The 11,927-nt window shown below is 67.1% G+C and carries 13 protein-coding genes and 1 tRNA gene; 11 read left to right on the top strand and 3 right to left on the bottom strand.

Annotated elements, in window-relative coordinates:
• The first annotated feature begins 15 nt into the window (after window positions 1-15).
• From gap to GRI75_RS04205, 3 genes are all read left to right on the top strand, one after another.
• The gene (gene gap, locus GRI75_RS04215) at window positions 16-1,023 is read left to right on the top strand and encodes a type I glyceraldehyde-3-phosphate dehydrogenase (RefSeq protein WP_160745709.1); all 1,008 of its coding nucleotides are present in this window, start codon (window positions 16-18) and stop codon (window positions 1,021-1,023) included.
• Between the two features lie 192 nt (window positions 1,024-1,215).
• Window positions 1,216-2,421, top strand: coding sequence for a phosphoglycerate kinase (locus tag GRI75_RS04210; RefSeq protein WP_160745708.1), 1,206 nt, complete (start codon window positions 1,216-1,218; stop codon window positions 2,419-2,421).
• A 25-nt stretch (window positions 2,422-2,446) separates the two neighbouring features.
• Window positions 2,447-3,334, top strand: coding sequence for a fructose bisphosphate aldolase (locus GRI75_RS04205; protein ID WP_160745707.1), 888 nt, complete (start codon window positions 2,447-2,449; stop codon window positions 3,332-3,334).
• A gap of 307 nt (window positions 3,335-3,641) precedes the next feature.
• Here GRI75_RS04205 and GRI75_RS04200 read toward each other — a convergent pair whose 3' ends face one another.
• Entirely contained in the window at window positions 3,642-4,037 is a 396-nt protein-coding gene (locus tag GRI75_RS04200; RefSeq protein WP_160745706.1) for a hypothetical protein, read from the bottom strand.
• 43 nt (window positions 4,038-4,080) lie between these two features.
• Window positions 4,081-4,839, bottom strand: coding sequence for a DUF72 domain-containing protein (locus GRI75_RS04195; RefSeq protein WP_160745705.1), 759 nt, complete (start codon window positions 4,837-4,839; stop codon window positions 4,081-4,083).
• On the opposite strand from GRI75_RS04195, the gene thiE reads away from it, so the two are divergent.
• From thiE to GRI75_RS04180, 3 genes are all read left to right on the top strand, one after another.
• Window positions 4,828-5,487: a thiamine phosphate synthase gene (thiE, locus tag GRI75_RS04190; RefSeq protein WP_160745704.1), complete on the top strand. Its 660-nt coding sequence runs from the start codon at window positions 4,828-4,830 to the stop codon at window positions 5,485-5,487. The two genes, GRI75_RS04195 and thiE, sit on opposite strands and share 12 nt — an antisense overlap.
• Before the next feature lie 91 nt (window positions 5,488-5,578).
• Entirely contained in the window at window positions 5,579-6,820 is a 1,242-nt protein-coding gene (locus GRI75_RS04185) for a L,D-transpeptidase family protein (protein ID WP_160745703.1), read from the top strand.
• 4 nt (window positions 6,821-6,824) lie between these two features.
• Window positions 6,825-7,454 carry a M23 family metallopeptidase gene (locus GRI75_RS04180; RefSeq protein WP_160745702.1) on the top strand — a complete coding sequence of 210 codons (630 nt, stop codon included), beginning with the start codon at window positions 6,825-6,827 and terminating at the stop codon, window positions 7,452-7,454.
• Window positions 7,455-7,638: 184 nt separating this feature from the next.
• On the opposite strand, the gene GRI75_RS04175 is transcribed toward GRI75_RS04180, so the two are convergent.
• Window positions 7,639-7,986 (bottom strand): elongation factor P, encoded by a 348-nt coding sequence (locus GRI75_RS04175; RefSeq protein ID WP_160745701.1) that lies wholly within the window; start codon window positions 7,984-7,986, stop codon window positions 7,639-7,641.
• Between the two features lie 90 nt (window positions 7,987-8,076).
• Between GRI75_RS04175 and efp the strand changes: the two genes are divergently transcribed.
• The 5 genes from efp to GRI75_RS04150 all read left to right on the top strand — a co-directional run bounded on the left by efp (window position 8,077) and on the right by GRI75_RS04150 (window position 11,837).
• Entirely contained in the window at window positions 8,077-8,640 is a 564-nt protein-coding gene (gene efp, locus GRI75_RS04170) for an elongation factor P (protein WP_160745700.1), read from the top strand.
• Between the two features lie 9 nt (window positions 8,641-8,649).
• Window positions 8,650-9,471 (top strand): inositol monophosphatase family protein, encoded by an 822-nt coding sequence (locus GRI75_RS04165; RefSeq protein WP_160745699.1) that lies wholly within the window; start codon window positions 8,650-8,652, stop codon window positions 9,469-9,471.
• Between the two features lie 98 nt (window positions 9,472-9,569).
• A tRNA-Leu gene (locus GRI75_RS04160) sits at window positions 9,570-9,654 on the top strand.
• A gap of 61 nt (window positions 9,655-9,715) precedes the next feature.
• Window positions 9,716-11,476 carry an SLC13 family permease gene (locus GRI75_RS04155; protein WP_202389588.1) on the top strand — a complete coding sequence of 587 codons (1,761 nt, stop codon included), beginning with the start codon at window positions 9,716-9,718 and terminating at the stop codon, window positions 11,474-11,476.
• Between the two features lie 82 nt (window positions 11,477-11,558).
• The gene (locus GRI75_RS04150; RefSeq protein ID WP_160745698.1) at window positions 11,559-11,837 is read left to right on the top strand and encodes a hypothetical protein; all 279 of its coding nucleotides are present in this window, start codon (window positions 11,559-11,561) and stop codon (window positions 11,835-11,837) included.
• Window positions 11,838-11,927 lie beyond the last annotated feature (90 nt).

Raw genomic sequence — 11,927 nt, 5'->3', positions numbered from 1 at the left:
GCAGGAGTTCATTAGATGGCGACGAAGGTTTCGATCAACGGTTTCGGACGCATCGGCCGGCTCGTAGCCCGGGCGATCCTGGAGCGGGACGACCACGATCTGGAGCTCGTCGCGATCAACGACCTCGCGGACGCCAAGGCCAACGCGCTGCTGTTCCAGTACGACAGCACCCACGGCCGCTTCCCCGGCCAGGTGACCGCCGGTGAGGACAGCATCACCGTGAACGGCAAGCGCATCGCCGTCACCAAGGAGCGCGAGCCGGGCAAGCTGCCGCACGGCGAGATGGGCGTCGACATCGTGCTCGAGTGCACCGGCTTCTTCCAGTCCGACGAAGCGAGCCGCCCGCACATCGCAGCCGGCGCCAAGCGGGTGCTGATTTCGGCGCCGGCGACGGGCGTTTCCAAGACCATCGTGTTCGGCGTCAACCAGGACACCCTGACCGCCGAGGACGACATCGTCTCCAACGCGAGCTGCACCACCAACTGCCTCGCGCCGGTGGCCAAAGTGCTCAACGACGCGGTCGGCATCGAGCGCGGCTTCATGACGACGATCCACAGCTACACCAACGACCAGCGCATGCTCGACCAGATGCACAGCGACATGCGCCGGGCCCGCGGCGGGGCGCAGAACATGATCCCGACCACGACCGGCGCCGCCCGCGCGGTCGGCCTGGTGCTGCCGGAGCTGAAGGGCAAGCTGGACGGCTCCTCGGTCCGCGTGCCGACGCCGAACGTGTCGCTGATCGACCTCGTGTTCACGCCTTCGCGCGACACGACCAAGGAAGAGCTCAACGAAGCGCTCAAGGCTGCCGCGAACGGCGCGATGAAGGGCGTGCTCGACTTCACCGATCAGCCGCTCGTCAGCAGCGACTTCAACCACCAGCCGGCCAGCTCGACTGTCGACAGCCTCGAAACCGCGGTGCTCGAAGGCAAGCTTGCCCGCGTGGTCAGCTGGTACGACAACGAGTGGGGCTTCTCCAACCGGATGATCGACACCGCCGGCCTGATGGCGAAGTTCCTCTGACGGGTGATTTGGATTGCATTGATTAACCCCCTTCCGTCATTCCCGCGAAAGCGGGAACCCCGCTAGCTGCGAGCGCCGCCAGCGGGATCCCCGCGTTCGCGGGGATGACGACCAGGGTGGGGGATGACGAGTGAGGTGCGGTTGAGCCTGTCGAACAACGCACCACGGACAAACGGAAGCCCGAATAACGCCATGCAGAAGACCGCTTTCCGCACTCTCGACGATCTCGGCGACGTCCACGGCAAAGTCGCGCTCGTCCGCGTCGACCTCAACCTGCCGTTGCAGGACGGGCGGGCGACCGACCTGACCCGCGCCCAGGCTGTCGCGCCCACGATCCTGGAACTGGCCGACGCCGGCGGCAAAGTGCTGCTTCTGGCGCACTTCGGTCGCCCCAAGGGGGAACGGCATTCGACCATGTCGCTGAGCATCATCCAGGGCGATCTGGAGCGCGTGCTCGGCCGCCGGGTGATGTACATCTCCGAAGTCGCGGGTCCGGTGGTCGAGCAGACGCTCGGCATCTTCCGCCCCGGGGACATCGGCCTGCTGGAGAACACCCGTTTCTGGCCGGGCGAGGAGCAGAACGATGCGGAGTTCGCCCAGGCGATCGCGGCCAACGGCGATCTCTACGTCAACGACGCCTTCTCCGCCGCTCACCGCGCCCATGCCAGCACCGAGGCACTGGCGCGCCTGCTGCCGGCCTATGCCGGGCGCGCGATGGAGAAGGAGCTGAAGGCGCTCGACGCGGCGCTGGGGAACCCCGAGACGCCGGTCGCTGCGGTCGTTGGTGGAGCCAAAGTTTCGACCAAGCTGGCGGTGCTCGAAAACCTCGTCGGTAAAGTCCAGCACCTGATCATCGGCGGCGGCATGGCCAACACGTTCCTGGCCGCGCGCGGCGTGGATGTCGGCAAGAGCCTGTGCGAGCACGACCTGACGGGCACCGTCGAGGAGATCCTCGACGCGGCGGACAAGGTGGGCTGCACCGTCCACTTGCCGTACGACGTAGTCGTGGCGAAGGAATTCGCCGCCAATCCCGCTTCGCTGCGCACTTGCAACGTGCACGAAGTCGCCGCGGACGAGATGGTCCTCGACGTCGGCCCGCAGGCGACCGAGGCTCTGGCCGACGTGCTCAAGACCTGCCGCACGCTCGTCTGGAACGGGCCGCTCGGCGCGTTCGAGACGCCGCCGTTCGAAGAAGCGACGGTGGCGCTGGCCCGGACTGCGGCCGCCCTGACCAAAGAAGGCTCGTTGACATCGGTCGCCGGTGGCGGCGACACTGTGGCGGCGCTCAACCAGGCGGGCGTGGCCGAGGATTTCACTTACGTCTCGACCGCCGGCGGGGCTTTCCTGGAATGGATGGAAGGCAAGGAACTTCCGGGGGTTGCCGCGCTTCAGAAGTAACACCGCAGCCAATGAGGGAGTTCGAATGAACCAGCAGGACATGACCGCCAAGATGGCCCAGGGCACGGGCTTCATCGCTGCGCTGGACCAGTCGGGCGGATCGACCCCCAAGGCCCTGCGCGGCTATGGCGTGGACGACAGCGAGTGGAACGGCGAGGACGAGATGTTCGCCAAGATCCACGAGATGCGCTGCCGGATCATCACCAGCCCCAGCTTCGCCAGCGGCAAGGTCATCGGCGCGATCCTGTTCGAGAAGACGATGGACGGAATGGTGGAGGGGAAGCCTGTCCCCCAGGCGCTGATCGATCGCGGGGTGGTCCCGTTCCTCAAGGTGGACAAAGGGCTGGAGGACGAAACCGACGGCGTTCAGCTGATGAAGCCGATCGCGGGCCTTGATGGTCTTTGCGAGCGAGCCAAAGGGCTCGGAGTGTTCGGCACCAAGATGCGCTCGGTCATCAACCAGGCCTCGCCGACCGGCATCGGGGCGATCGTCGCCCAGCAGTTCCAGATCGGCAAGCAGATCCTCGGCCATGGCCTGATGCCGATCCTTGAGCCCGAATATACGATCAAGGCCGAGGACCGGGAACAGGGCGAGGAGATCCTCAAGGCCGAGATCCTCAAGCAGCTCAATTCACTGGAGGAAGGGCAGCAGGTCATGCTCAAGCTGTCGATCCCGGTAAAGGCCGATCTCTACCGCGAGCTGGTCCAGCATCCCAAAGTCCTGCGCGTGGTCGCCCTGTCCGGCGGCTACAGCACCGAAGAGGCCTGCGAGGAACTGGCGAAGAACAAGGGCATGATCGCCAGCTTCAGCCGCGGCCTGCTGCAGGACCTGCGCGCCGACCAGAGCGACGAGGAATTCGATCGGACGCTTGGGGCGGCTATCGACCAGATCTGTGAGGCGAGCCTGGCCTGATCGTTCCCGGGATTTTTTTCACGCAAACGCGCAAAGGCGCGAAGAAGACCCTGCCGCGGAGCCGCCCTCATCTTCGTGGCTTCGTGCCTTCGTGTGAGCTTCAATTGATTCACTTTGCGCGAGAATAAAATCCTCCCCGGTACGGGGAGGTGGCGCCGGCCCCTTCGACGCCGCCTGCGGCGTCGCTCAGGACAAGCTCCGGCCGGTGACGGAGGGGGCCCGCCTCCTGGTGCAACGCTGGCGGCGGGCCCCCTCCACCGCGCTTCGCGCGGTCCCCCTCCCCGGCCCGGGGAGGATTTAGAGAGCGCTAGTTCCTGCCGTCGTAGACGAAGCGGTATTCCGCGGGTGCGGTGACGATGTCGGTGCGCTTTTCCGGGAGGCCGGAGACGAGCGTCACGGTCGCGGCGGGGGTGGTGTAGCTTTCGCCGAGCGCCAGTTCGGGAGTTTCCCGCCAGCCGGGGCCGTCGATGCGGGTGGCGACGACGAGGCGGCCGGCCCAGACGCAGCGGGCGTTCTCGGGGCAGCGGCTGTCCTCGATCACCGAGATCGGAGTGACGATGAGCGTCCCGACCTGCACCGGCTGCCCGAGGCCGACCGGCGTGCCCTGCGGAGCGGCCGCGCCATTGTCCACCGCCGGAGCGTTGCGGTAGTGGATGCAGCCGGAAAGGAGGGCAAGGGCGCCAAGCGCAGCCAGCTTTTTCATGCCCCGGTCCTAGCGCCCGCGCCGCTCGCGCACCAGCGTGCGATCATCGAACGGCCTGACGGACCATAGCCCGCAGGGTCTGCGCATCGTGGATGGCGTGGGCGTCGATGTCGTTGTTGAAGTAGGCCCACACCGCCCGGCCGCCGCGCGCTTCGGCGGCGATCCACTCGGCCCAGTTCTGCAGGCGCTCGTCGGAGTAGCGGCCCCAGTATTTCCCTTCGCCGCCGTGGAACCGCAAGTAGGCGACCGGGCCGACGGCGATGTCCGGGCTTTTCGATCCGGGCATGTCGTGGGCGCAGAAGCTGGCGCCGTAGCGTTCGAGCAGGGCGAAAGTCTCGTCGGTGTACCAGCTTGGCTCACGGAATTCGAGGACGTTGGTCACGTCTTTGGGGACGAGCTGGAGGAAGCTCTCCAGCCGTTCGAGGTTGATCCTGAAGCGCGGCGGAAGCTGGTAGAGGATCGGCCCGAGCGCCGGCTTCAGTGCCTCGAAGGAAGCCATCATCCGCGTGAGCGGCTCCTCGCAATCCTTCAGCTTCTTCGCCTGGGTGAGGAAGCGGTTGGCCTTGACCGCGTAGCAGAATCCCGGCGGCGCCTGCTTGCGCCAGTTCTCGAAAGTCTCCGGCTTGGGCAGGCGGTAGAAGCTGTTGTTGATCTCCACCGTGTCGAACGCGTCGGCATAGTAATCGAACCAGCGCTTGACGGGCAGCGTGTCTGGATAGAACAGCCCACGCCAGTGCTTGTATATCCAGCCGGAGCAGCCAATGCGGACCGGCGCGTTGAGGACAGTAGCGTGAGCAGTCATACCGGTAAAAATGCGGGGCGCGTGCCTTCGTGCCAGCTCTACCTGATCTCGCCGCTCGAGGTCGGGGGCGATTTCCCCGCGCGGCTCGAGCGGGCGCTGGCGGCGGGGCCGGTGGCGGCGTTCCAGTTCCGGGTGAAAGGCGTGGAGCAGCATGAGGCGGCCCGTCTGGCCGAACCGCTGCAGGCGATCTGCGCTGAGAAGGACGTGGCCTTCATCGTCAACGACGATATCGCGCTAGCCAAGCGCTTGAGGGCGGACGGCGTGCATCTCGGCCAGGGCGACGGCGACGTGAGGGAGGCGCGGGAGGAACTCGGCCGCGAGGCGCAGATCGGCGTGACCTGCCACGCCAGCGGCCACCTGGCGATGGAAGCGGGCGAGGCGGGGGCCGACTACGTCGCGTTCGGCAGCTTCTTCCCGAGCGAGACCAAGCCGAGCGAGCACCGGCCGGAGCCGGAGCTGCTGAGCTGGTGGCAGTCGATCTTCGAACTTCCCTGCGTCGCCATCGGCGGCATCACGCCGGAGAACTGCGGCCCGCTGGTCGAGGCGGGAGCGGATTTCATCGCGGTCAGCGGTGCGGTGTGGAACGGGGACGAAGCCGCCGCGGTGAAGGCGTTCGGCGAGGTGATCCAAGCCGCGGCGGCGCGCTGACGCGGTGAGGGGCTGGATATAATCCGTTCGTGACCCGTTGAGCTCTCCGAGAGAGGGGCGGCCTGCGCCTCGCCATGGAGAGCTATCGCCGATGCGCACATTGATCGCCGCCACCGTCCTGCTCGGACTCACAGCCTGCGGCCTGGACGGCACCGACGACAAGGACGAGGAAACCACCGCCGAGGCGGCCGCCACGCCGGCCCAGGATGGCGGCGCGGATTCGATGGCGTCGAAGGATCCTGCGCCGGGCGAGCGGGTGCGGGAGGCGATCCCCGATTCCGAACCGCGGCCGATCATGCAGGCGCAAGTCGTGCTGGAACGGCGCGGGTTCGGCCCGGGGGTTATCGACGGCAAGATGGGCCTTTCGACCGAGAACGCGCTGAAAGGCTTCCAGGAAGCGAACGGCCTGGAGGTGACCGGCAAGCTCGACGAGGCGACGAAGGCGGCGCTCGCGCGGTGGAACAACATTCCGGCGACGCGGGTCGTCCGCATCCCCGAGGACTGGGGCACCCGCCCGTACCAGCCGGTGCCAGACGATCCCGCCGACCAGGCGAAGCTGCAGCGGCTCGGCTACGAAAGCCTGGAGGAGCGGCTGGCGGAACGGTTCCACACCACTGTCGAGGTGCTGAGGCAGCTCAATCCCGGCGGCAAGCCTGCGGGGATGTCGGGACAAGCCGGCGGCGGCGCGGCTTTGGCGGAAGGCGGCCAGCACACGGCGGAAGGCAATGCCCAGGCGGCCGCTCGCGCCGCCGCTTCGCCTTCGCCCACGGGCACGGCCGGTGCAGCGCAAGGCATGTTCACCGCGGGCCAGATGATCCGCGTGCCGAACGTCGGCGCGGACCGCATCGATCCGTCGGCGGTGCAGGACAAAGGCTGGCAGCAGACGCTCGCCTCCCTCGGGGTCGGTACCGACCAGCCGGAGGTGAGCAGGATCGTCGTCGACAAATCCGATGGCTGGCTGAAGGCCTATGACGAGGGCAACAAGCTCGTCGCCATGTTCACCGTCACGACCGGCTCCAGCAACGACCCCCTCCCGCTCGGCGAGTGGGGCATCAACGGCATCGCCTACAACCCGCCGTTCTCCTACGATCCCGAACTGTTCTGGGACGTGCCGGACAGTGAGGAGAAGCAGCAGCTGCCGCCGGGACCGAACGGACCGGTCGGCGTGGTGTGGATCGATCTCACCAAGGAGAACTACGGCATCCACGGCACGAACGCGCCGGAAACGATCGGCCGGGCGCAGAGCCACGGCTGCGTGCGTCTGACCAACTGGGACGCGGCGCGCCTGGCACAGATGGTCGACGGTTCGACCGAAGTGATCTTCCAGGCATGAGGCGATGAAGCTGGCCGACCGGCTTCTGACGATCGTCGTCACCGTCACGCTGACTTCGGCGGTGTGGATCCTGGTCGGCAGCTTTTACATCGACGATCTCGGAACGGGCGGGATGCGTGCCGAACGACGTTCCGCGGGAGCTCCGGCGGTGGGGGAAGGGCAGGCGGAGCCCGGGCGGTCCGTCCTCCCCGGCGAGAGCGCGTCGCTCATCATTCCGGTAGAGGGCGTGACCGCCGCTCAGCTAAGCGATACGTTCGCCGATGATCGCGGGGACGGGGAGCGGCTGCACGAAGCGCTCGACATCATGGCGCCCCGGGGCACGCCGGTGATTGCCGCCGCGCCGGGGACGATCGGCAGCCTGTTCCAGTCCGAGGCCGGCGGAAACACGATCTACGTCCGCTCGGCCGATCGGCGGACGATCCACTACTATGCTCACCTGGACGCCTATGCGCTGGGTCTTCAGGAAGGGCAGCAGGTGAGCCAGGGGCAGCGGCTCGGCACGGTGGGGTTCAGCGGCAACGCCAGTCCCGAAGCGCCCCACCTGCATTTCGCAATCCTGCGGACCACGCCCGACGCCGAATGGTGGGAGCCCGCGACGGCGATCAATCCCTACCCGTTGCTGACCAATCGGTAGCATTTGTCCGTAAATCCTCCCCGGCACGGGGAGGTGGCGCCGGCCCCTGCCACGTGGTCTGCGGATTCGCTCAGGTCAGGCTCGGGCCGGTGACGGAGGGGGCCCGCCTTCGGGCGCAGCGCGTGCGGCGGGCCCCCTCCACCGTCCCCCTCCCCGTCCCGGGGAGGATTTCAGGGACGCTTGGCTAGGATCCCTGCTGCACGCAGCGGAGCCGCCCGGGCGAGCCGTCTGCGCCGATAGCGCGCAGGAAGCCCGCGCGAATCACCTGGTAGGCTTCACCCTTGCGCGGCCCGCTGGTGAATTCGATGCGGTCTCCCCGCAGCAGATAAGTGCCTCCGCCCTGGGGCGCGGAATAGCGCGAGGCGCTCTCGATGCGGAAGCTGCGCTCCGGCTGCTCATACCCCGCCTTGCCGGCGGCGGTGCCCGGCATCTCGCAGACATAAGCACCGCGCTGGGCAGTCGCGATCGGCCCTTGCGCCTGCGCGGCGGAGGCGACGGGAATCAGGGCGAGCGCTGACAGGATGCGTTTCATGGCGGCAGCATAGCACGGCTGCGTTGCGCTTGCATGAATTGGCCCCTATGGCGCGCGGCAATCCCACAGCTCTCATCAAGGCAGGCAGCGATGAAGATCAGCGGCGTGGACATCCGTCCCGGCAACATTCTCGAGTACGAAGGCGGCATCTGGAAGGTCGCCAAGATCCAGCACACGCAGCCGGGCAAGGGCGGCGCCTACATGCAGGTCGAAATGAAGAACCTGCAGGACGGCCGCAAGACCAACGTCCGCTTCCGCAGCGCCGACACGATCGAGAAGGTTCGGCTCGACACCAAGGACTACCAGTACCTCTACGCCGACGGCGACATGCTGGTGTTCATGGACAACGACAATTACGAGCAGATCCAGCTTCCCGCCGACCTCCTCGGCGACGCCGCCGCCTTCCTGCAGGACGGCATGGAAGTTTCGCTCGAGCTGTGGGACGAAAAGCCGATCAGCGTCGCCCTGCCGGAACAGGTCGAAGCCACGATCGTGGAAGCCGACGCGGTGGTGAAGGGGCAGACCGCTTCTTCCAGCTACAAGCCGGCGATCCTCGACAACGGCGTGCGCGTGATGGTGCCGCCGCATATCGGCAGCGGAACCCGGATCGTCGTCGACGTGTACGAGCGGACCTACGTCGGCAAAGCCGGCTGAGGACTGACGATGGCAGCCGTATCGGGTCTCATCCGCGTCATGGAACGGGCCGCGCGCAAAGCGGGCGGCAAGCTTCGGCGCGACTTCCGCGAAGTCGAACACCTCCAGGTCAGCCGCAAAGGGCCGTCGGACTTCGTGTCCAAGGCCGACCAGCAGGCCGAGCGCACGCTGTGGGACGAGCTTCGTCTCGCCCGGCCCGACTGGGGCTTCCTGATGGAAGAAGGCGGGGAGATCGAAGGCGATCCGACCAAGCCGCGCTGGATCGTCGATCCGCTCGACGGAACGACCAACTTCCTCCACGGCATCCCACACTTCGCGATCTCGATCGCGGCGCAGGAGCCGAAGCTCGACGGATCCGGCTGGGGCGACGTGATCGCCGCCGTGGTCTACCAGCCGATCACCGACGACACCTTCTGGGCCGAGAAGACCCGCGGCGCCTGGCTGCAGGACGCGCGCCTGCGCGTATCCGGCCGCCGGCAGCTGTCTGAAGCGCTCATCGCCACCGGCATTCCCTACAACGCCCACGGCGATTTCGGGGAATGGGCCAGGATATTGGCCTCCGTCGGCCCGCAGGTCGCCGGAATCCGGCGCTTCGGCTCGGCCGCGCTCGACCTCGCCTGGGTCGCTGCCGGCCGTTACGACGCGTTCTGGGAAAGCGATCTTTCCCCGTGGGACACGGCTGCCGGGTGCTTGCTCGTGCGCGAGGCCGGCGGCTTCGTCAGCGACTATCGCGGCCGGTCGCAGGCGATCTGCGACAAGCAGGTGATCGCCGGGAACGACCCACTGCACTCGCGGTTGCACAAGCTCATTGCCGAGGCACTCAAGGGCTGACCGGCGGAAGGAAGCAAGCGACAAGCGATCCGGTTGACCCCCCAGTTGACCCGTTGTGCATGCGCCGCACCTCGGCTAGTCCCGGGCCGGTGGAGGCAGCCCCTGTGGCGGAATTGGTAGACGCGCTCGACTCAAAATCGAGTTTCTTCGGAAGTGCCCGTTCGAGTCGGGCCAGGGGCACCAACCGCAATCCTTCCCGGTCGACGGCGTGATTGCATTCCCGTCACTGCACGCCGCCGCCGCGATGATCGTTACGGTGTCGGTGTTCATCGCCTTCGCCCGCGGCCGGATGACGGCCGAGATCATCTCGCTGCTGACGATCGCGATCATCGCGCTCGGTCTCTATTTCTTCCCTCTGCCCCACGCCGCGCCGACCGACGGCATCGCGCTTGCCTTCTCCGGGTTCGGCCATCACGCGCTGATCACCATCTGCGCGCTGATGGTCATGGGCCGGGGCCTGGTCGTCACCGGGGCGCTCGATCCCGCGGCCCGGCTGCTGGAGCGAGTGTTCAAGTTCAACCAGCAGCTCGGCCTGCTGGTCTCGCTGCTGGCGGCGATGTTCCTGTCGATGGGCGTGAACGACACCCCGGTGCTGGTGCTGCTGCTGCCGATCTTCGTGGCCCTCACTGCGAGGGGCGGGCTGCCGGCGTCGAAGACGCTGATCCCGGTGAACGCCGCGGTGCTGATCGGCGGAATGGCGACGACGATCGGCACGTCCACCAACATCCTGGTCGTATCGATCGCCCGCGACCTGGGCATGCGGCCGATCGGCGTTTTCGATTTCACCCCGATCGTGCTGGTCGCCGCGCTGGTGGCGCTGCCTTACCTCTGGCTGGTGATGCCCAGGCTGCTGGGCGATAACAGCCCCGAGAACGTTCAGGCCCAGCGGCGTTTCTTCACCCGCTTGCGCGTGCCCGCGGAGAGCGACCTGGTCGGCCGGCACTTCGACGAGATCCTCGACCGCCTGCCGAACGACTTTCGGTTCGAGGAGCGCCCCTCGGGCCCGTTCGAAGCGGGTCAGCGGCTGCGCATATCGGGCACGCACGACGCGCTGGAAGAAGCGATCCGTTCACTCAAAGGACAAGTCGCGCCGGGCTGGGTGATCGACCGGATCACCAGGACCGCCGCTGAGCTTGGCGAGGACGTGCAAGTGGTCGAGATGGTCGTCACGGCGGACTCGCGGCTGGTCGGGCGCACGCTTTCGACCTCGGGCATCGCCGATCTCTACGGGGTCGCGGTGCTCGGCATCCACAAGCCGGAGAAGCTGCTCCACAACGAGCCGATGGACGCGCACGGCGACATCCGCATGGCCGAAGGCGACGTGCTGCTGGTGATGGGCGTACCCCGCGGCCTGCAGGAATTCGCCTCGACCGACAGCTTGCTGCAACTCGAAGGCGCGCGCGAAGTGCCGCGCCGGTCGAAAGCGCTGTTGGCGGCGGCGATCATGGTCTCCTCGGTCGGCATGGCATCCGTAGGCCTGTTGCCGATCGCCATCGCCGCGCTCGGCGGCGCGATCACGATGTTCGTGACCGGCTGCGTGAAGTTCGACCGGGTGGGCAGGGCACTTTCCGCCAAAGTCATCGTGCTGGTGGCGGCAAGCATCGCCATCGGCCGGCTTATCCTCGAGACCGGCGCCGCTGCCTGGCTCGGCGAGGCAATGGCGAGCGGCCTGCAATATCTGCCGCCGGCGGGCGTCCTGGCGGCGATCATGCTGTTCGTGACCCTGCTGACCAACTTCGCCTCGAACGCGACGGCGGCGACCGTCGGGACTCCGATCGCGTTCTCGATCGCGACGCAGCTCGGAATGCCGCCCGAGCCGCTGATCCTGGCGGTGCTATTCGGCTGCAACCTCTGCTACGCCACCCCCATCGCCTACCAGACCAACATGCTGATCATGGCGGAAGGCAGCTACACGTTCGGCGATTACGTGCGCACGGGCGTTCCGCTGGTCCTGCTGATGGTCGGCACCCTGTCGGCCCTGCTGGTGTACACTTACCGGATGTAGTGTCCTCGCCTCCGGCGCGCGCCGGGGAACTCGCGGCGGCGGCCTGGCGTTTCCTGGCCGACGCAACATGAGGACAAGGCCAATGACCGAAGAACGCATCACCACGGTTCGCGACCCCGAAGGGCAGACGCACACCCATACCACCGTGGTCACCGACGAACGGCGTTCCGGCGGCGGAACCTGGCTGATCGCGCTGATCGTGCTGATCGCACTGCTCGTGGGCATCTGGGCGTTCACGCAGATGAGCGGGGCCGAAGTGGCGAAGGACACGGCGGTCACCGATGCGGCCAACAGCGTCGGCACGGCGGCCGAACAGGTCGGCGATGCAGCCCAGGATGCGGCCAACACCGTCGCCAACTAGGCGCTCTAAGCGTTCCGCGCCGAGGGGCGCATACTTAGAGGGAACTTAGTGACAGGCGTGATGCTGGTGAACCGCACTGCCCTTGTGGCG

It is taken from the genome of Croceibacterium soli (assembly GCF_009828065.1).
In the GTDB taxonomy this organism is placed as follows: Bacteria; Pseudomonadota; Alphaproteobacteria; order Sphingomonadales; family Sphingomonadaceae; genus Croceibacterium_B; species Croceibacterium_B soli.
Note: the sequence above shows the minus strand (reverse complement) of the source record. Positions and strands in the feature narration are given on the sequence as shown.